At 61.4% G+C, this 20,829-nt stretch carries 17 protein-coding genes; 1 reads left to right on the top strand and 16 read right to left on the bottom strand.

The features are described 5' to 3' along the window. Positions 1-72 precede the first annotated feature (72 nt). Positions 73-750, top strand: coding sequence for a GntR family transcriptional regulator (locus B3H65_RS02160; RefSeq protein WP_286683947.1), 678 nt, complete (start codon positions 73-75; stop codon positions 748-750). Positions 751-1,537: 787 nt separating this feature from the next. Here the strand turns inward: B3H65_RS02160 and B3H65_RS02155 are convergent. The 16 genes from B3H65_RS02155 to B3H65_RS02080 form a co-directional block, all read right to left on the bottom strand. After that, on the bottom strand, positions 1,538-2,779 hold the full coding sequence (locus tag B3H65_RS02155; protein ID WP_286683946.1) for an Nramp family divalent metal transporter: 1,242 nt from the start codon (positions 2,777-2,779) through the stop codon (positions 1,538-1,540). A 74-nt stretch (positions 2,780-2,853) separates the two neighbouring features. Next, positions 2,854-4,707 carry a magnesium transporter gene (locus tag B3H65_RS02150; RefSeq protein WP_286683945.1) on the bottom strand — a complete coding sequence of 618 codons (1,854 nt, stop codon included), beginning with the start codon at positions 4,705-4,707 and terminating at the stop codon, positions 2,854-2,856. Between the two features lie 930 nt (positions 4,708-5,637). Beyond that, a complete protein-coding gene (locus B3H65_RS02145) occupies positions 5,638-7,074 on the bottom strand; it encodes a polysaccharide deacetylase family protein (protein ID WP_286683944.1) in 1,437 nt (478 codons plus the stop codon). Positions 7,075-7,346: 272 nt separating this feature from the next. Then, positions 7,347-8,744, bottom strand: coding sequence for a polysaccharide deacetylase family protein (locus B3H65_RS02140; protein WP_286683943.1), 1,398 nt, complete (start codon positions 8,742-8,744; stop codon positions 7,347-7,349). A 60-nt stretch (positions 8,745-8,804) separates the two neighbouring features. After that, complete coding sequence (locus B3H65_RS02135) at positions 8,805-9,794, bottom strand: PRC-barrel domain containing protein (RefSeq protein ID WP_286683942.1); 990 nt, start codon at positions 9,792-9,794, stop codon at positions 8,805-8,807. Further along, positions 9,795-10,181 carry a YtxH domain-containing protein gene (locus B3H65_RS02130; protein WP_117680402.1) on the bottom strand — a complete coding sequence of 129 codons (387 nt, stop codon included), beginning with the start codon at positions 10,179-10,181 and terminating at the stop codon, positions 9,795-9,797. A gap of 476 nt (positions 10,182-10,657) precedes the next feature. Then, positions 10,658-11,326: a hypothetical protein gene (locus tag B3H65_RS02125; RefSeq protein WP_286683941.1), complete on the bottom strand. Its 669-nt coding sequence runs from the start codon at positions 11,324-11,326 to the stop codon at positions 10,658-10,660. 15 nt (positions 11,327-11,341) lie between these two features. Next, positions 11,342-12,775, bottom strand: a complete 1,434-nt coding sequence (locus B3H65_RS02120) for a hemolysin family protein (RefSeq protein ID WP_286683940.1) — start codon at positions 12,773-12,775, stop codon at positions 11,342-11,344. Between the two features lie 156 nt (positions 12,776-12,931). Beyond that, positions 12,932-13,981, bottom strand: coding sequence for a PAQR family membrane homeostasis protein TrhA (gene trhA / locus B3H65_RS02115; protein WP_286683939.1), 1,050 nt, complete (start codon positions 13,979-13,981; stop codon positions 12,932-12,934). Positions 13,982-14,240: 259 nt separating this feature from the next. Further along, a complete protein-coding gene (locus B3H65_RS02110) occupies positions 14,241-14,741 on the bottom strand; it encodes a hypothetical protein (protein WP_286683938.1) in 501 nt (166 codons plus the stop codon). Next, positions 14,738-15,598: a DUF3990 domain-containing protein gene (locus B3H65_RS02105; RefSeq protein WP_286683937.1), complete on the bottom strand. Its 861-nt coding sequence runs from the start codon at positions 15,596-15,598 to the stop codon at positions 14,738-14,740. The genes B3H65_RS02110 and B3H65_RS02105 overlap by 4 nt, the downstream gene beginning before the upstream one ends. A gap of 441 nt (positions 15,599-16,039) precedes the next feature. Beyond that, positions 16,040-17,263, bottom strand: coding sequence for a DUF362 domain-containing protein (locus tag B3H65_RS02100; protein WP_286683936.1), 1,224 nt, complete (start codon positions 17,261-17,263; stop codon positions 16,040-16,042). 620 nt (positions 17,264-17,883) lie between these two features. Continuing rightward, positions 17,884-18,456: a 4Fe-4S binding protein gene (locus B3H65_RS02095; protein ID WP_286683935.1), complete on the bottom strand. Its 573-nt coding sequence runs from the start codon at positions 18,454-18,456 to the stop codon at positions 17,884-17,886. 6 nt (positions 18,457-18,462) lie between these two features. Beyond that, positions 18,463-19,557: a nickel-dependent hydrogenase large subunit gene (locus tag B3H65_RS02090; protein ID WP_286683934.1), complete on the bottom strand. Its 1,095-nt coding sequence runs from the start codon at positions 19,555-19,557 to the stop codon at positions 18,463-18,465. 2 nt (positions 19,558-19,559) lie between these two features. Continuing rightward, complete coding sequence (locus tag B3H65_RS02085; protein WP_286683933.1) at positions 19,560-20,297, bottom strand: NADH-quinone oxidoreductase subunit C; 738 nt, start codon at positions 20,295-20,297, stop codon at positions 19,560-19,562. Between the two features lie 10 nt (positions 20,298-20,307). Beyond that, positions 20,308-20,817 carry an NADH-quinone oxidoreductase subunit B family protein gene (locus tag B3H65_RS02080; RefSeq protein ID WP_286683932.1) on the bottom strand — a complete coding sequence of 170 codons (510 nt, stop codon included), beginning with the start codon at positions 20,815-20,817 and terminating at the stop codon, positions 20,308-20,310. Between the last annotated feature and the right edge of the window lie 12 nt (positions 20,818-20,829).

Genomic DNA, 20,829 nt, shown 5'->3' with positions numbered 1-20,829 from the left:
ATAAGCGCTATAGCATCATTATCATGCCGGGATGGCCCCGCCCGCCCCGCAAACCCCGTCGAAAGAGCTATTGTGGCAGACCCTAAGCACGACGGCAGCAGCTTTCAGGCGGTTGCCTACGACAAGATCCGCGAGGACATCATCTTCTGCAAGCTGGCCCCCGGGCAAAAGCTCTCCGCCCGGCTTTTGGAGGAGACGCTAGGCCTGGGACGCACACCGGTGCGCGAGGCCCTAGTTCGCCTGGGACAGGAAGGCCTGGTCTTCACCGTTCCGCAATCTGGCACCTACGTCTCGAAGATCAACCTGCAGACCGCCGAAAACGCCCGCTACGTGCGCGAGCACCTTGAGCGCAGCGTCGCCGTGGAATGCTGCGCGCGCATAGACCAGGCCGGGCGCGATGTGCTGGAAGCGCTCCTTAGGGAGCAGGTGCTGGCCGTGCGCGACCGTGACTCGCGCTCCTTCTTCACCCTGGACAACGCGTTCCACAAGGCCCTATTCGATATCGCCGGCCGCACCGAGATCTGGCGATGGATCGACTCCTGCAACGCCGACCTACAGCGCTTTCGCTGGCTGCGCACCCAGGTGGAGAACCTTGATTGGAGCGCGATCATGAACCAGCACGCCGCGCTGTACCGCGCCATCGCCTCCGGCGACACGGACGAGGTCGGCTACCTCACCGTGGCGCACCTACACCTTATGAGCGCCGAGCAGGACAGCGTGCTGGAGGCGTTTCCGGAGTACTTCGCGTAAGGGCGCGCGGCGGAGGCGCGGCTGCAGCGGAGTCCGGGCTGTGGCGGGTGCGGCGGTGCGGCGCCCATGCTGAAATCGCGGTCCGGTTGGAGTTGGGCGCTATTTTCGGCCTCCAGTTGGAGTTGGGCCTGCTGAAATCGAGCTTCATGTACGCCGTTTTGCTATTTTCAGCCTCCAGTTGGACTTGGCGATACTGAAATCGGCCTCCAGTTGGACTTGGCCCCGACGGGCACCCGGAGCCCTTTGGAGAAAGCGCAGGTAGACGGCGCGCAGCGAAAAGCGCGCCGTCGGCGCAACTCCAACTGAAGGTCGATTTTAGTAATTCGGTCGAAACGAAGGCCGATTTTAGCAGGCCCAACTCCAACTGGAGGTCGATTTCAGCAGCGACCGGGGCACCAACCCCAACTGAAGGTCGATTTCAGCAGCGGCCGGAGCACCAACTCCAACTGGAGGCCGATTTCAGCAGCGACCGGGACACCTCGGCGCCGGCTCCAGGCCCAACTCCAACTGGAGGTAGAAAATAGCAGTCGCGTCCAACGCGGGACCCATCATCCACGGGAAACAATCGCGACGCAGCGAACGCACCGCAACAGATACGACGCCGCGGGCGCCAGCGCGAAAAGACGAATAGACAGCAAAGCGCGGTCGTCCGGATAATCCGGGCGACCGCACGTTAATCTATCTCGCGGCGCGCAAAACCTGCCGCAAAGGCGTCGATGCGAAATGAGGGGCAGATGGGAGCATGAGCCCTCCGCAGGGTCAGCACCCCAGAACCAGCGCCCCGGGGCTAGTATCCCAGCGCCTGCAGGCCAAACATCACCGCGGTAAGCACGGTAATGAGGACGATGGTGCCCCAGGTAAGGATGTTCCACACGCGTCCGTTGCGATATTTGCCCATGATGTGCTTGTCCTGGGCAATGAAGACCAGGAACACCAGCAGGATGGGAAGCAGCACGCCGTTGATGACCTGCGCGCTCATCATGATCTGGAACAAATCCACGCCGGGCATGATGACCAGCAGCGCGGAAGCCGCGATGATCGCCGTGATGAGACCGCGATAGATGGGAGCCTCCTCCCAGTTGCGGTCCGCACCGCGCTCCCAGCCAAACGCCTCGCAGATGGCGCTGGAGGTGACTCCCGGCAGCACGCAGGCCGCCAGGAAGCTCGCCGCTACCAGGCCGGAGGCGAACAGGATGGTTGAGAACTCGCCGGCGATGGGCTCCAGGGCCAGAGCGGCATCGGCGGCGTCCGCCACCTCGATGCCGGCGGGATGCAGCACGGCACCGGTGGTGACGATGATGAACCAAGCGATGGCGCAGGCGATGACGGAGCCGGTGGTGGTATCGATGCGCTGGAGGATGATGCCGTCCTCCCTGATGTTCTTATCGACCACGTTGTTTTGCGCCAAGAAGATCATCCACGGAGCGATGGTGGTACCAATGGTCGCCACCAGCAGCGACACGTAGCGCGGGTCGCTGGCGATATGCGGGGTCACCGTAGCGAGAGCGACCTCGCCCCAGTTGGGGCCCGCCAGAAACGCCGCGACTATGTAGGTGACAAAAACGCAGCTGACCAGCAGCAAGATCTTCTCGATGCGGCGGAAGCTGCCAGACATGGTAAGCATCCACACCAACAGCGCCACCAGCGGCACGGAGATGGTCTTGGGCACGCCGAACAGCGCAAGGCCGGACGCAATGCCTGCGAACTCGGAGATGGTGACGGCGGTGTTGGCGATGAGCAGGGCCATCATGGCGAATGCGCTCTTGCGCACGCCGTACTTCTCTCGGATGAGCGACGCGAAGCCCTTGCCCGTAACGCAGCCGCAGCGTGCGGCGGTCTCCTGCACCACGATGAGCAGCAGCGCCATGACGGGCAGCATCCACAGGGTGCCGTATCCGTAGCTGGCGCCGGCGCTGGAATAGGTGGCGATGCCGCCGGCGTCGTTGCCGGAGAGCGCCGCCAGCAGGCCGGGGCCCATGGCTCCCAGCACCGCGGCGACAGTGAGTTTTTGCTTGGTTTCTTGTTGCATGCCTTACAACCCTTAGGTACTACACTTAGGTACTACAGCTTGGTATACGCTGCCTATAAGTTACCGACGAGGCGTTACAGAAGCGGAATGGAGCCAACCACCGTGTAGGCCAGCGCCGCCAGCAGCACAGCGGCGAAGGTGAGCGAGGTACCCGAGGCGACGTTGTCGCGCTCCTCGCCCCGCACCAGCACGGCGAAGTAGATCACCGCGGACGCGTAGGTTGCCGCGATGACGGCCGCCGCACCTTGGAAGCACGCCAAGAAGGTGGGCACCACCCAGGGCTGGGCCGCGGCGAAGATGGTGGTGGCCATGAGCTCGCCGCACAGGTAGACCACGGCGGCCAGCACGACGCCGATGAAGGTGGACTTGATGAAGAAGCCCAGATACGGCTTGGCATCGTCCTCGCGCTCGTCGTACTCAAGGAAGCTGTTCTTCACAAAGGCGGTCATGCGCATGGCCGCAAGCAGCACCACCGGCATGATGGCGATGGGCATGAGGGCCGACAGGCCCTGGGCGGTGATGGCCTGCGCGGTGCCTTGCGGCTCGACCGCGATGGCGCCGATGGCGCACGCAGCGATGGCCCACACCACGATCCAGTACTGGCGCTGGGCGAACCAGGTGAAGGTGTGCACCGACTCGCCCGAGCCGCTCTCGCCCGAGCTGAGGCCGGCGATCTGCAGGTCCTCCTGGTGCTCCTCGGCGATAACGTCCATGGCGTCGTCAAAGGTAACGATGCCCAGGATGTGGCGGTTCTCATCGCAAACGGGAATCGCGACCAGGTCGTACTTGGTCATCTCCTGGGTAACCTGCTCCTGGTCCAAATCCGGGGCAACCCAGACCACGTCCTTGTAGGCAAGGTCGCGCAGGCGAGTATCGTGCTCGGCGACAATAAGGGTGCGCAGCGACAACACGCCGGTGAGCACGCCCGCGGGGTCGGTGGTGTAGACGTAGTAGACGCTCTCGAAATCCTCGTCCAACTTGCGGATCGCATCGATGGCGTCGCCCACGGTAGCCGTGGAGGGCAGGGCGACGAACTCCGAGGTCATGATGCGGCCAGCGGTGTCCTCTTCGAAGCCCAGCAGCTTGCGGATCGCCTTTTCCTCTTTGACGCCCATGAGGCGCAGGAGCTTCTCGGCCTTCTCGTAATCGAGCTCCTCGATAAGGGCGGCGGCGTCGTCCGGGTCCATCATGGCGAGCATGGAAGATGCGTCGCGGTCGGACAGGCCCTCGAGCATCTCGGTCATGAGCTCGTCGTCGTCCAGCTCGGTGATGGCCTCGGCCGCCTGAGCGGTATCCAGCTGCGCGAAGACCTGGCTGCGCAGGCGCGGATCCAGCTGCTCGATGATATCCGCGATGTCCGCCGGGTGCAGCTCGCCCAGCGTCTTGTGCGATACGGAGAGCTTGATCTGCTGGGTGGAGCGCTCGAGCAGGTCCATGTAGGACCATGCGATGATGTCCTCAGCCAGGGGCTTGCCTACCGCCTTGCACACTGCGGCAGCGGCGCGCTCGACCATGGGGTGCACGGCGCGAAGCAGACCGCGGGCGCCCACGTCCGCGCCCAGCAAGCGCAGCTGGTTCTCGCCCGAGCTTGAAAGCTTGATGTCGTTTACGCGCACAACCTTGAGGCCTTGCGTATCGACGATCTGCTTGTTGAGGATGTCGCGCGCCAGCAGGACCTCGTCCGGCTGAAGGTAGGAAAAGCGGATGTCCGTAGCGGGGACGGCCAGGCGCACCGCGTCATTATCGACGCTCTCGACGTACTTGCGCCAGCTGATCATGAAGGGCGTCTTGCCCGGACCCTGGAACGCCAGGGACGTGACGTGCGGAAAGACCTCGCCGGTGGCGATGCCCATATCATTTACAACACCGATCTTCTCGCCAGTCGAATCGATGACGGGAATGCCGAGCATCTCGGACAGATAGTTCATACTGCTCCTTCGCTCACTCGCTCTTATATGTATAGGGGTACGCGACCCCGGAGCGACGGCAAAGGACGCACCCAGGGTCAGCAGCTACTGTGTGGTCGGGGTTTGGATTTCACCATTGGCCTTTCTCTTGACCCTGTGTGCAGATACATGCGCTTGCGCGGGTTGCCCGGGCGGCGCATCAGTAACAAAAAAGACGGCTGCAGCACAAATGTCCGCAACCGCCCCTTACTATAGCATCCCCTTTAGCGTGAAGGCTGATTTTTTATACAGTCATGACAGCTTGCTGACACTTTCGATACGCGGTGGAGTGGCTTCTTGTGCCGAACTTCGCCGCGACGGTGGGGTTTTCCCGCGCCATCGAGGCGCTTGTAAAGGCGCTCCCGTTTGGGATGGTCAATGAGTGCCACGAGGCGGGCGCCTTGATTTTATGCACCCGGAAATGACGGTGGCTGGAGCACCGATTAATCCCTGTTCGGCGACAGCTGACGCGCAATCTTTGGCGTGGAGTGTTTCTCCAACGGGCTTTCACGCCCCTTCAGGGCAAATGCTCCACTTTGAAACTCCAAGTTCGTTGCCTAAGGACCCTTATGAGGCCGTGCTTTACCCGCCTCGTGGCCCCCATTGACCACCTCAAGCGGGGACGGTTTTTGACCTCTCAAATTGCGTGGATAACCCTCTGCGTTTTCGCAGGTAATTGAAGAGGCGGTTGCATACCGCGTCTTCCTTGAACTTCTCAAGTCCCGCAACTACCGGCATGCTTCCTCCCTAAGCTGTGAAACGGCATCGAGCAGGCAGACGCGAAGCAGCAGGAGCTCAGAAAGGCAAAAAAGCCGGCAGTTGACGCAACTTGTCAACGGCCGGCACTAATAAGCCCTCTTCTGGGAACCTTACCCTTCGACTTTCCCACTCCTTGGCCAAAGGGGTTTTACGCTACACCTGCGGCAGCTGCGCATCCTTTGGCATGGTCACGGTACCTTCGACCACCTCTTTGGGGAACTGATCATCATGGCTTAGCAACTCGCTCACGGTAACCAACTCATAGCCAGCGGCCTTAAGGCCGTCGATGATGCCGGGAAGGGCCTCAACGTCTTGCTGTCGGTTTCCGCCGCCGTCATGCATGAGGACAATGGCGCCGCTGAAGGCGTTGTTGAGCACCGCGGCCTTGATGGCGTCCGCGCCCGGGCGCTTCCAGTCCAGCGTATCGATGTTCCACAAGACGTTGCAGCTGATGATGTCGCCCGCACGGCCCCACTCCGTCGACGTGAAGGCGCCGTACGGAGCGCGGATCATCTGGGGGCGCACCCCCGCCGCGCTCTCCAGTGCATCCGCCGCGGACGAGATTTCTGCCCGCAGCGCATTTGCATCAAGGTTGGGCAGGTACTGGTGCGCATTGGTATGGCTTGCCAGCTCATGCCCATCCTCGACCAGCTGCTTTGCGTACTTGCCGTAGTTGGCCTCTTGCGAACCCAGGTTATAGAAGGTCGCCTTGGCGCCCTTGTCTTTGAGGATCTTCAAGATGTCCGGCGTGTAGCCGCTGGGGCCGTCGTCAAAGGTAAGGGCGATGTACTTGCCGCCCGCCGGCTTGACGTTGCGCGACGCGATCACCATGTCCTGGGCGGGATCCACAACTTCCTTGTCCACTTCCTCGCCCGACTCATCGCCCACGGTCACAACCTTTTTGCCGGCGCGCCCCCATTGCGAGACAAACTGGACCGCGCCGCCGGACTCCATCTGCACTGCCGGAGCCAGGGGCACGGTCTTCTCCGTGGAGCCCTCCGTTACGTCCGTGCCGTCAGACACCACGAAGCTGGAGCCGTCCACCACGTTGACGCCCTCCATGTCCTGGGGCGTTTTTTGGTTGCCGTCCAGCGCGACCGAGTAGCGCGTGCCGCCATCCTCGGAAATCACGTTGCCGCCTATGGACAGCTTGCGGCCGGCCTTGGCGCCAAAGTAATCGTTGTCGCGAATGAACTCCGCCGCGGAGGTTCCCACGCGCACCTGCACGTCCCTACCGTTCACCTGTACGTTAAGCGGGCGAAGCATAGTCCAATAGCAGCTAAAAAGAGCCACGCCCAGCATGGCGAGGCCAAGGACCGCAGCGATTATGGCGGTCTTGCCGGATGCCGCGCCCTCCCCTGCCGCGTGATCCGACGCCGCACCAGCAGCATTGGCCGCGGCGCGCCGACGTGTGGTCGCGGGGCGCGGCGGCGTCACATGCGGGGGCTGTGCTGCCCGCTGATGCGCGGCCGGACGCGGAGCCTGCTGCGCCTGATGTGGCTTGTGCTGTTGATGTTGCTGATGGGGAGCCGGCCTAAAATGCGGATGCTGGCCGGTAGTTCCTGGCTTGTTCTGCTGTCCCTGTTCCACGATGATCGCCTCTCGATGGAGCCGTGCGTTTGAGTTTCATTTCGCATTCATCTTGACCCATCGCGCGGACACAATGGGCCTCAGGGGTGATTATGACTAAAGAGTCAAGTTGTTGTGTAACCAATGTCATTTTGCGCGGATGCAGTCGGCAGACGGCGGCAGGCAGGCGATCGCGCGCCTAGGACATTCACCCAAGGTATGGACTCAGGGCACGCACTCGACCCGCGGCGGCCCGTATTGCCTCCCGCACCGCAGCGACAGCCTGCCCGCCGCTACTCGCTGTCACCGCCATCGGCGGCAATCTGCGGCAGCGCAGCGCCCTTGGGCATGTTCACCTTGGTAAGGCTCTTAAGCTCCTCGGCCAAATCCTCGTCCGTCTTAATGAGATCGCTCAGCGATAGCAGCTCATAGCCCGCGGCCTGCAGCTGGTCGATGATCAGCGGCAGCGCCTCGACCGTTTGGGCAGACGTGGACGCGTTGTCGGTCAGCAGCACGATGTTGCCGTTGGAGACGCTGCCCACCACCGTGTCCGCCACGGCCTGCGCGCCGGGCAGCGTCCAGTCGCCGGAATCGATGTTCCATGTCACCACCGCGCTCACCAGGTCCATGGCCTGGGTCCAATTCTCCTGGGTAAAGGATCCGTAGGGCGGGCGCAGCAGCGCGGTCGATGTATCCGACGCCTTGGAGATGGCATCGAAACCGCGGCTGATCTGGCTGCGCAAATCATCGCCCGTAAGAGTAGAGAGGTCCGTGTCGCTGTAGGTGTTGGAGCCAATATCAAACCCGGCCTGCGCGATCGCCTTAACCGCGTCCGGGTACTTTTTAACCATGTCGCCAGAGAGGAAGAACGTGGCGCCCACGCCCTTTTCCTGCAGGATCTTAACGATCTGCTGGGTGTTCTCGCTGGGCCCCTCGTCAAATGTGAGCGCGACATACTTCTTGCCCTTGGCATCCGGGGAAACGGAGCGGCACACCACCTCGCAGTTCACCACTTCTTGCACCACGCCCTTGTCCGCCGTGATGCCGGATTGCTTGCCCACCCAGATCTCGCTGCGACCGGGCACGCCCCACGTCTTGACGTACTTGATGGCACCGCGGCCCTCTACGGTCAGCGTGGGCGCGATCTCCGTTGCCTGCACATCGTGCTCCTCATAGAGGTCGCGGCCGTTATCGACCTCTACCTTGTCACCCGGCTGCAGCTTGGTCTGCTCCAGGTCATTTGCGCTGACACGCTTGCCGTTGAGCTTGACCGACACGCGCTCGCCGCCCTCTTTTTTAAGCACGGAATCGTCCACCGCCAGCAAATTGCCCGGCGTGGGCTCAAGCTGCTGATCTTCTATAAGCTGCTCTATGGACGAGTTGATGCGCGCTTTGGCGTCCGCACCGTTGAGCGTGATGTCGACCTCGCGGTTGGCGTACCAGATGATGCTGGCCACAAAGAACAAAAACGCGCAGCCCACCGCGATGAACGCGTACGGCTTGCGCGAGTTGTTGGTACCCATACCGCGCCCGCCTCGGCCACCGCGCCTGCCAAACCCTTGCGAATGGTTGAGGTACTGCACCCCCGGCTTGCGCTGCTGGCGACGGCGGCCGCCCGGCAAAAAGTCTGTGTTGTTGCGCCGATAATGCGGCTTCTTTTTGGTGGAGTAGGAGATGGTGTAGTTAAGCAATGGTGTTCCCTATTCCGTCCCGCGGCCGCACGCGGCCCCGTGATTATTACGTGCCGGCGCCTATTTGCCGGTGCTCGGCTTCTTCTTGGCGCCCGTTTTAGAGCTGGATTTTGAGCCCGTGTCCGTACCGGCCGCTTTTTTGAACTCGCTAGCAAACGCGGAGAACATACCGCCCGCGCGACCCAGCTGCTTGCCCACGGCGCGCGCTCCGGATCCGGACGATGCCTTCTTGGCCGGCTTGCCGGACGCAGCGCCAGCCTTGGCACCGGTCTTGGCGCTCGCCGCGGAGCTCGCAGACGCCTTCTTGTCCGGGGTCCCCGCCGCCTTCTTGTATTCGGACGAGAACTCCTTGAACGCGCCCGCGGTCTTGCCGATCTGGCGGCCCAGGGCATGGCTGCCCTTCTCGACCGCCTCCGAGCCTTTCTCGTCCAAAACCTTAGCTCCCTTTTTGACGCCCTCGCTTGCCTTGACCGAAGCCTCTGCGGCCTTGGCCGCCGCGCCGCCGGAAAACTCCAGCTGCGAGGCCTCGTCCCTAACCACCATAGCGCCCTTGGCGTAACCCACCAGGTAGCTGGCGGGCATCTCAAGGTAGCCGATCAGCGCGCTGGAGGCTCCGCTGGGCGTGAGCTTGAACATGTCGACCGTGCCGGTGCGGTAGTTGAACGAGGCGTCCGCGCAGTAGCCCAGCTTGGTGCCGGACTTGGTCTGCACGTCCATGCCGGTCCAGATGATGCAGGCGTCCAGGTCGATGCCCAAACGCTTTACCGCCGCGGCGTCAAAAGACTCGCGAACGTCTGCGACCAGCAGGTCGCCGCCATCGTCCACCGCGAACGCATCAAGGGCGACAAAGCGGTCGGGCTGTTTGATCATGCCGGCGATATCCGGCTGCTTGACCATGAAGCCGACGATCCGCTGCCCGTTGGGCGTGAACACCGGAAGGTGGACCTTGCCAAGATATTTTGAGCTAGTTGGGCGCCCATCCTTCTTGTCCTGCTTGCCCTTGGGCTTTGCAAGCCAAACGCGGACGCCCTGAAGGGTTCCTACCAGCATTTACGCCTCTGCAGGAGCCTCAGCTGCCGGAGCCACGCCAGCGGCGGTCTCGACCACAACATCGGCGGCGGGGGTAACGTTGCCGCCGGCGATGGCCTCGTTGAGGGACTCGCGGAGCTGATCCATGCGCTCGCGGGCAAGGTCAACCTTGGCGCGCAGCTCGTCGGTCTTGGCGTCCATCATGGGGCCAAAGTCCGTGGCGGCGGCGCGAGCCTGGTCGACGCCCTGCTCATACATGTCGCGCGCGGAATCCCACGCGTCGTTAGCCATATCCGCTGCCATGGCGCGCGTCTCCGCACCGGAGCGCGGGGCGACCAGGATGCCGATGATCGTACCGGCGGCGGCGCCAAAGACGGCACCTGCTACAAATCCAAGACCTTTACCCATGTTAGGTTCCCTCCCAAGAGTCGAGCGGTATGCACAAATATGTGTTGGTACGCAATTCGCGTAGTTAATCGTCCATTATACCCGCTTGCCGTTGTCTTCACCCATATGGACGCAGGTTGGGTTGCGGGGGCGGGACACAGCGCGGGATGGCGCGGGCGGACGCGTGCGCATTTCATATAAAAAGAAGCAAGAATTGCCAGTTCAAAGGGTGCAATCAGAATAGTACCAGCGAAGCCCGCACTAGGTTAAAACGTCACGGGCGGCGCAAGGTATTATTGGTTAGAGGGGCCGGTTGCCGTCGGCCCCTTCTTTATGCGCAAACAAAAAACGACTGGCAAAAACGGCTGGCGATCGCGAGCTGCTGCGGACATCTGCCCGCCGCCGCACGCAACCGCCAGCCGCGTTATTCTGCTATTGGACCGCCGCTGCCGCAGATACTGCCGCCATCCCGCTGACGACTGCCTCGGCCAGCGAAACTACTGCTGCTGATCGCCGCCCTGCCACATGTCCTCGGCGGCTCCTCCAAACAGCACCTCGCTGCCCAGCTCGTTCACCGCGGCGCGGGCGCCCTCGGTGTCGACCACGGCGGACTCGGCCTCATACGGCAGCTCGTCGCCCACGTACTGCGCGCCCCCATCTGCCTGAGGCGAAAACTCGTCCGGCTCCTCGCCGCGCAGGCGCAGCATAAGATTGCGCAGGGCGACCACGGTACCGGGGAAGTCCGGGGCCACCTGATCCGGGTGCAAGAACGCCCACTGCATCATAAACGTTGCAGAAGACAGGGCGCCCACGGTAAGGGCATCGTCCACGCAAGAGAGCTCGATATCGAACAGGCGCGGGTCATCCGGATTGGGCTTGGTGCGTCCGCTTACCACGTCGCCGGCAAGGCCCGTCTCGTTCAGAATCTCAACCGTAAGGTGCTCCAACAGGTGGGCCACCTCGGTGTCGCTCATGCAATCCTGAAAATGCTCGCCCGCATCGCCCAGGCAGGTGTGCATGGCGATAGCCGGAGCCAGATAGTACACGCGGGCGGTCGCCTCGATGTCCTCAGACGTGCGAACGGGCATGCCCGGGTTTACCAGCACGCGCGCGGTAAGCTTGTCCGCGCCCACCGTGATCTTCATGATGTTGAACAGGTCTGCCATGCTCTTTTTCCGTTTCTACTCGTCCTCGTGCTTATCCTGCTTGGAGCGCAGAACGTATTTGATGGGCGTGGAAGCTTTCTCGGGTTTATCGCCCTTGGCGGCGCCCTTCTTGTCAGCCCTCTTGTCCTTCTCCTCGTCCTGCAGCTCCTCCGGCTTGGGTTCCGGCGCCGGAGCGATAACGCGAATCAGCGAGATGCGCTGGCCGCGCATGGACTGCACTTTGAACTTGTACCCATCGACCTCAAAGACCTCACCGATATCAGGCACGGAATCACACAGATCCAAAATCCAGCCGGCGACGGTCTCGTAGTCGTCGCTCTCCTCGATGGGCCAGCCCAGCTCCTGCGCGTCATCGCAAGAGAAGCGGCCGTCCACCAGCCACTCGCGGCGGGACAGGCGCGTGAGGTACTTGTTATCCGGGTCAAACTCGTCCTCGATCTCGCCCACGATTTCCTCGACGATGTCCTCGACCGTGATGATGCCGGCGGTGCCGCCGTACTCGTCCACAACAACCACAATCTGGTCATGGGCGGTCTGCATCTCGGAAAGCAGGGGCAGGATGTCCTTGGTGTCCGGAACAAAGGTCGCGTCGCGCAGGTGCTCGCGGACGGGCTCGTCGCCCTTGCCGTCCAGGGCCAGGCCAATAAGATCCTTGATGTGGGCGATGCCGGCGATGTCGTCCGGGTCGTCCTTGTAGACGGGCATGCGGCTAAAGCCGGTCTGGCGCATGAGGGTCAGCACGTCGGCGATGGTACGGTCGTCTTCCACCATGGTGACGTCGACGCGGGGCACCATGACCTCGCGGGCCACGGCGTCGCCCAGGTCCATAACCTCGTGGATGATGCGCTTCTCCTCGTCCAACAGCGTGTCCTGCTCGTTGATCATGTACTTGATCTCTTCTTCGGACACGTTCTGACGGTCGTCGCCGCTCTTGATGCGCATAAGGCGGGCCAAGCCGTTAGCGGAAGCCTGGGTGAACCACACCAGGGGGCGGGCGATCTTTTGGAACACGGTCAGCGGCTGGGCCACGCGCTTTGCCATGCCCTCGGCGTCTGCCAGGGCGATGCGCTTGGGCACCAGCTCGCCCACCACAATGGACAGGTAGGAGACCGCCAGCGTGATCAGCACGGGCGAAAGGCCGCGCGCAACCATGCTGAGCGGCTCGATGCCAAAGCTGCACAGCCAGTCTGCCAGCGGGTCGGACAGGTTGGTAGACGCCACCGCGGACGATGCGAAGCCCACCAGCGTGATAGCCACCTGGATGGTCGCCAGGAAGTTGCCCGAGTCAGCCGCGAGCTCGCTGGCGCGCTTGGCGCGGCGGTCGCCCTCTTCCGCCTCATGGTCCAGCACGGCGCGCTTTGCCGTGGTGAGCGCCATCTCCGACATGGAGAAGAAGCCGTTGACTACGGTAAGGACGATGGTGGTGAGAATGCTGATGGTTATGTCCATGGGGACGATTTAAACCTCCAAAAGAGCGGTTGCAAACAAGGGGTGCGCCGGACGCTGTTCGCGGGGGCGCATCGAAACAAGTGCGGACACGGGGTGCCGGAGCCCGTCGCCGGTTGCGCGGCGGCGCGGCCGAGGCGAAACGTAACGGCAGAGTCGCTAGATAACGAAGAGAATCACCGCCATAAAATGAAGCACGCTTCCCGCCAGCACCCACAGGTGCCATACGCTATGCATGTAGCGGATGCGTTTGGCCACGTAGAACGCAGTGCCCGCGGTATAGCACAGGCCGCCGGCGAGCAGCAGGCCAATGCCAATGGGGTTGAGCGCGTGCAGCAGCTGCGGCAAGCGGAACACCACCAGCCACCCCATGATGAGGTAAATGAGGATGGTGACCCATTTGGGCTGGCGTTCGCGCCCAATGAGCTCGAACAGGATGCCGGCGATGGCGAGAGCCCATATCGCCACAAACATGGGGAAGCCGCCGTAATCCGCCAGCGTCACCAGCAAAAACGGCGTGTAGCTACCAGCAATGAGCAGGTAGATGCCGCTGTGATCGAACACGCGGAACACCAGCTTGGCTCCGCGCGCAGGGATTGCATGGTACAGGGTGGAGAACAGGTACTCCAAGATGATGGTGATGCCGTAGACAATGCCCGCCGCCATCGAAGCGGAGTGCGCGGGCGCCACGGCCGCCTTGACTATCAGCAGCACCAGCGCGGCGATGCCCAGCAGCACGCCCACGCCGTGCGTAACGGAGTTGAAGATCTCCTCGCCCACGGTGTAGTGTGGAATGCCGTCGTGCGCCTTTGCCTTCTCGAGCTCGCGTGCCGCGGCGGTCTTGGCTGCCTTGGACGCGGCTTTTGCGGCGGCTGCCATGGCGGCGTCGCGCACGTCTTGGGACACGCCCTGGTCGCGGGCGGCGTTAAGCAGGTCGCGAGTGTCTGCGAGGACGTCTGGGGCAGCGATGTCGTTGCAGGCGGCATCGTCGCAGGAGGCACTGTCAAGCTCATTGGCGTTGCTGGTAGCGGCGAGCTGCGAGGGGCCCTCGTCCAAAGACGCACCGTTTTCGCTGGTATTCAGTTCATCAATGCAGGGGTCTGCACAGCCATCGCTGCAGGCCGGACCCGCCGCTGCGGACCCGGATGATGATACGGGGGACGCCGCGGTATTTGCCCGCGGCTTGGGACTGTCACTCGAATCTGGCATGTGAGCTGTGATTCCTCCAAAAATCGTTTTTGCATACTATAGCAGAACTGCCTAAAAAGGCAGAATGATGCACCGTTTCTGCGTCCATTTGGGCGCGTTCTTTACCTGCCGTTTACCCTGGCGCTTACATCGAGAGTGGCGACGCCCAGCTTGGAAAGCTTGAAAAGCTAAATAATGCTTGAACTTCTAAAACGCAATTGGAGCTTGCCCCGTCGCCAGGATATGCACGATTTCAGCCGGCCAATGAGGCGACGACGTTCTAAGCGGTCCTGCGTTTGGCGTGTTTCGCGCGGATTCGCCTTAGCAACTCCACTTGCTCGTCCAACGTTAAGGGGGCCAGCGAGAACCCCCTTGCCTCCGCAATACGCTCAATCGCCTGTGCAGGATCCAACTTGTGATAAGCAGGATATAGGGTCCGCAGGTCCCGCGCACCAATCTTCTTGTAGATGTTAGAGCTCCTGGTTCCGTAGACATACGCCCAGTAGCGGTACAGATAGCCCATCCAATAGAGCTCGTCCGCCGAGTATCGTTCACTGCCATATGTCGAGGGCCCGTATTGTTTGTCGATCAAATCGAATGCCTCATCGGGTGCCGTCGCCTCATTGGCAAACGTAGACGTATCAAGGTGGGCAGCCACGTCCGAATTCATGAACCTACGAATAAATACCGCGGATCCGCATTCCGTTTTTATGAGCGACCGCTCAAATATGGATGCCTGGTACCTGCAAACCAAAAGGCCGTCTGCGTCAAATTCCCTCATCCCAGCAGCTCCTCTATATACATTCCTTCATTTCTATACTGCCTACGTGCTGCCTTTACTTTGTCCCTGCCGATACGTGAGACGTTCGACTTCTCCGTTAAATAGTCGCGCTTCTCTTGCGAACTCAAGTAACAATGCTCGACGACCTCTAGCGCCCTAAGCGCCTCGTCTGTTTTGATGACGTATTGGCTTCCCAGGTCTGTTGCCGACAGGCAATGTCTGCATTGAACATCTGTCATTTCCCCTTCAGCGAAGCTGTCGATGATTTCAAACATCCGGTTGTCAGCTATTGGCGCAATAACGCAATCAGCCCGCTCGATCCTCGACCTCAAGCTCTCTACGATCGCATGTCCACAATAATCAGCGAGCTTTCCCCTGAACAAAGAAACTGCCAGCATCCAATCACGCTCAACTTTAAACTCGACAATATTGAGGCCTATAGGATTGAAATCGCACATATACAGTGATGCGCCCTCAAACTCCGACACAAACATCGCCGGTTTCTCGAGACGGGTGCCACAATAAAACCCACGACCGAAGTCGCAATTGTCTCTTCCATACTTAAGAGACGGCTTGCCAATCAGACCGTTTTTTGAGCCGTGAAAAAGCGCGACGTGTCCTTGCGCGTCATGCTCTTCACAATAGAGTTGAGCTTTGATTTTATTAAGGCGTATGCCCTTGCTGTATGCGAAATCATACAACGCAGCCAAGCTTTCTTCATTGGGAACAGATTCGCCAGAAGCCCAGCGATAAAGAGCCATACGCGTGACGCCCGTTGCTTTTTCAAACTGGTTGGCAGTTAATCCCAGCAGCTCGCGAATTAGTTCAGCATCCTCAACAACATGATACTCATCCATCACTCTCACCAAACTTCTCTGTAACGCGTGTTATAGAGAAGTTTTACTGCACTTGAATCCAAGTGAAATGCCAGCTTCCGCAGCTTCAATGATTGACGCGCTCCTTTGTACACTTCGGCATCCAAAGGCGTACTCGGTGCCGGAGCGTACATCTGTGACGGTGCGTATGCACGCCGGGGCACCGAGCGTTTATCTGGGTGCCGCTACGTACACATGCGGCAGCTTATCTGTACGCGTGGGCACCCAATATCAAACCGGGTGCCCACGCGTGCAAAAGAAGACAAGAAGGTGTACGTTGCGGCACCTAAATTGCAGGCGGAGGCCCTTTCGGACAAACAGCCGGCCCACCTTCTCTTGGCAGCAAAAAGAGCGAGCGCCGGTTAAGACGCCCGCCCTTGAAAGATTTATAAACACGTCGCCGCTGCGCGGGAGGGCGCGTGGCTACTTGACCTCGATCAGCTCATACTTGCTGGTACCAAGGCCAATCTTCTCGCCATGCTCGATCATGGAACGCCAGTTGGTGTCCGGATGCGTCATGTTGAAGTGGTCGTGCTGGCAACGCTCGGGCACGCCGCCGGCAGCCTCCAGGCGCTCGCGCATCTCCGTGAGCTCGGTGTTGGGCATAGCGGGCATCTGCAGTGCCATGTCGATGCACGCCTGGTCGATAGCGACGGGGTCGAAACTTGCGAACATGCCCATGTCCGGCACGATGGGCGTATCGTTCTCCGCGTGGCAATCGCAGTTGGGGCTTACGTCCATGGCCAGCGAGATGTGGAACTGCGGACGATCCTGAACGATGGCCTGCGTGTACTCGGCGATCTTGTAGTTGAGCACGTCGACCGCGGCATCGTAATCCGGCTTGACGGCGTCCTGGTTGCACGCGCCCACGCAGCGGCCGCAGCCTAGGCAGCGATCATGATCGATGCGGGCGACGGGCGTCTCGACAACCTTACCGTTCTTAAGCGTGCGCTCGCGAGTGGTGGGGAAGCTCACGGCGCCATGCGCGCAGATGCGCTCGCAGGCGCGGCAACCGATGCACTTGTCCTCGTCCACACTAGGCTTACCGGCTGCATGCTGCTCCATCTTGCCGGCGCGGCTGCCGCCACCCATGCCAAGGTTTTTCATGCAGCCGCCAAAACCCGCCTGCTCATGACCCTTGAAGTGGGTGAGCGAGATGACGATGTCGGCATCCATGAGGGCGTGGCCAATCTTGGCCTCCTGCACGTACTCGCCGTTTTTGACCGGGACCAGGGTCTCGTCCGTGCCCTTGAGGCCGTCGGCGATGATGACGTGGCAGCCGGTGGCATACGGGGTGAAGCCGTTTTGGTACGCGCAATCGATATGCTCAAGCGCGTTTTTGCGGCTGCCTACGTAAAGCGTGTTGCAGTCCGTGAGGAAGGGCTTGCCGCCCAGCTCCTTGACCACGTCTACCACGGCGCGCGCGTAATTGGGGCGCAGGAAGGACAGGTTGCCCAGCTCGCCAAAGTGAATCTTGATGGCAACGAACTTGTTCTCGAAGTCGATCTGCTCTATGCCGGCGCGCTTGATGAGGCGCTTGAGCTTGTCGAGCTGGCTCTCGCGACCGTGCGTGCGCAGGTTGGTGAAGTAAACCTTAGCAGGAGCGTCGACGTTGGTTGCAGTGTCAGTTGCGGTGGCATTGGCCATGAGGCCCTCCCTTTCACACAGGCGTTCAATGGTGTATCTAGATTGTACGACTTGAAGTCCGCTCAAACGCAAATGCCGTAGTGGGGTTTTGGGAGCTCCGCGCGATGCTGGTGGCGCGGCCGAGCCTTCAAAGGGCCTTTTGTTGGCGCTCAAATGCAGTCGCGCCCGTTCGGGATGGTCAATGAGGGCCACGAGGCGGGTACGCCGCGGCTTATACATTGGCCAAGGCACGCTGAACGACTTTCTGCGAGCCCTCAACAAGACCTTCGCGACTTCATTTTGTGGACACTCGTTAGCTAACCAACAGTTATTTCCCCGCTGGATCGCTGCGCAGGTGGGCAAATCGCCCACTACGACGCTACTTGGGCGCCGCAGAAGGTGCTTTGGGAGCCGCCCAGCCATTTCGAAAGCGGGCCTTTACCCGCCTCGTGGCCCTCATTGACCATCCCGAACGGGCTCGGTTTTTCGAACCCCAAAACGCGTGCATAAAGTTATCTAAAAACCGCAGGTCAAAGAAAAAGGGAATGGTTCAACGTGAAACCATCCCCTTCCAAAGTTCTTACGCGCGGGCAAAGCGCGTGCCGGCAGCTCGCCAATCCAAGCCAAAGCGCGCCGACAGGCTACTCCGCTGCATCGCCCGCAGCGGCAGCGCCATCGCTCGCGGCAGCGGCGGCCTCCGCCTCAGCTTTCTTCTTGGCTTCCTTGGCAGCGCGGGCAGCAGCCACGCGGGCCTCCTGCTCGGGCGTCAACTTCACCTTGGGCCGCGCAGGCGCGCCCGTGCCTTTTTCTGCCTTGATGGCCCTCTCGCCATCGGCTGCCTTCGCGGCACCCTTGGCGGGAGCAGGCGCCTCGTCCATTTCCTTATGCATCACAATCGCCTCGACATGCGCGGACGCCTCAGGCGGGGTCAGGCCCATGGATAGAGAATCGCGCGGGCATTCTCTAATGCAGTAGCCGCATTGGATGCAGCGGTACGGGTTGATGGTCCACGTGCCCTCTTTACGGTTCACCGCCAACGCCTGAACCGGGCAGGCACGCGTGCACAAACCGCACAGGATGCACTCGTCTATGTCGTTCACCACGTGTCCGCGCATAGCGGGATACGGCTCGCGCTTCTCGAACGGATACTGAACGGTCGCAGGCTTGCTAAACAGCGAGCGCAGCGTCATCTTTCCCAGTTTGAATCCACCCACGTCGTCCTACCTTTCCGTGCAGCTGATGCAGGGGTCGATGGTCAGAATGATCATGGGCACGTCGGCCACATCCACGCCCTGCAGCGCGCGCACCATGCCGCCCAGGTTCTGCGACGTGGGCGTGCGCAGGCGGAAACGCTCCAGGTACTTGGTGCCGTTGCCGGCAACGTAATAGAACGCCTCGCCGCGGGGCTGCTCGATCAGCACGTGCGCGCGGGTTCCCTCGCCGGGCTTCACTTTGGCAAGCGGCGCCTCGCCAATGCCATCGTGCGGGATCTTGGCCACCAGCTCCTTGATGATCTCGATGGACTGGAAAACCTCCTCGCAACGGACCTTGCAACGCGCGTAGCAATCGCCCTCGGTGGCGATAATGGGCTCAAAGTGTTCCAGGTCGCCGTAGGCGCCAAACCCCGTGGTGCGCATATCGTGCTCGATGCCGGAGCCCTTGGCGAACGGACCCACCATAGACAGGTCCAGCGCGTCCTCAAAGCTGATATGGCCAACGCCGCACAAACGGCTGCGCACCGAATCGTCGTGCAGCATGGTGTTGACCACCTCGCGGTACTCGACCTTAAGCTCGTCCAGCTTCTCGCACACACGGCGAAGCAGCGCGTCATCGATATCGTGCGACATGCCTCCCACCATGCAGATGGAAAGGATGATGCGGCCGCCGCACGTCTCCTGGAAGATATCCAAGATGGTCTCGCGCAGGCGCCAGCAATGGTTGAACAAGCTCTCAAAGCCAAAGCCGTCCGCCAGCAGGCCCAGCCACAGCAGATGGGAGTGGATGCGCGACAGCTCCTGCAAAATGCCACGCAGGTACTCCGCGCGGCGCGGGATCTCTATGCCAAGCAACTTCTCCGTGGCGCTGGCGTAGCCGTAGCCGTGGCCAAAGCTGCAGATGCCGCACACGCGCTCGGCAACGTAGATGAACTGGTTGTAGTCTCGCTTCTCAACCAGCTTCTCAAGTCCGCGGTGCACAAAACCAATCTGGGGAATCGCCTCCACCACGTGCTCGTCCTCGACCACCAGGTCAAGATGCACGGGCTCGGGCAGCACGGGGTGCTGGGGGCCAAAGGGCAAAATGGTACGTGTCGCCATGCTTACTCCCCCTCCTTCTTATTGTCTTTGGACGAGGAATCTGCGGGCGCGGCCTTAACGCCCTTGGCAGCCAACGCGGCGCGAATCTTCGCGGCTTTCTCGGGATCCATAGCGGCGAGCTTTGCCTCCATCTTCGCGGCGCGGTCCTCGGGCGATGCCGGGGCGGCGGCGCGCTCGGCAGCGCGCGGTTCGCCAGACGCCGCGACAGGCACGGTGGCGTTCACGGCGGCGACTGCAGCGGCATCCGCTTGGGCCGCGGACGTGTTCAGCGCGCGCTCGGCGCTCGCGGCCTCGGCGGCCTCGCGGGCGGCAGCGGCGGCCTTGGCGGCCTTGGCTTCCTGTGCTGCCTTGAGTTTGGCAGCCTTCTCACGGGCGGCGCGCTGCTCGGGCGAGATGATGGTCATGGGCGATTCCGCGGCCAAGTTGAAGAAGTGCCCGCCAAAGTCCAGCTTCATGTTGATGAAGCGCACGCCGTACAGGTCATGCGTCTCATTCTCATACGAGAACGCGGCGAAGTACATCTCCTGGATCGACGGCACCTTGTCACCCGGCTTCAGCGGCACCACCAGGTTAAGCGCGTTCTCCATGGTCTCGTCGTAGAAGGTGTAGAGCAGGTCGATGTTATCCTGCGAATCCTTCTCGGCGCACATCTGCACAAAGCGAATGCCGTCGTGCTTGAGCGTCTGCACGCGCGTCAGCAGGTCAGACAGCGGCGTCTCCACAAACGTAGTGGTATACATCTACACTCCCCTACTCTTTCGCACCGGACGCGGCGGCGTCTGCAGCGGCAGCGCACGCATCGGCCGCGGCGTCGACCCCGTTGACGGGAAGCCCTTGGCGCATACGTTCGGCCTTCTCGTCCAGAATCTTCACGCCCTGCAGCACCGCGTCGATGATGGTCTCCGGGCGAACGGCGCAACCCGGGGCGTACACGTCCACGGGAATCGCCTTGTCCACGCCGCCCAGCACGTTGTAGCACTCGCGGAACACGCCGCCGGTGCAGGCGCACGCTCCGCACGCCACAACCACCTTGGGCTCGAGCATCTGCTCGTAGATGTGCTTGACCACGTTGATGTTCTGATGGTTCACGGACCCGGTCACCAAGAAGATGTCCGCGTGCTTGGGATTACCGGTGTTGATGATGCCAAAGCGCTCGATGTCATAGAGCGGCGTCAGCGAATCGAGCACCTCGATGTCACAGCCGTTGCAGCTCGATCCATCGTAATGGATCAGCCATGGCGATTTGGATGAGTAGCCCATAGTTGGCACCTC

Origin of the sequence: Collinsella sp. UBA1693 (assembly GCF_002320115.1) — a bacterium.
Taxonomy (GTDB): domain Bacteria; phylum Actinomycetota; class Coriobacteriia; order Coriobacteriales; family Coriobacteriaceae; genus Collinsella; species Collinsella tanakaei.
This window is presented reverse-complemented; position numbering and strand designations above follow the sequence as displayed.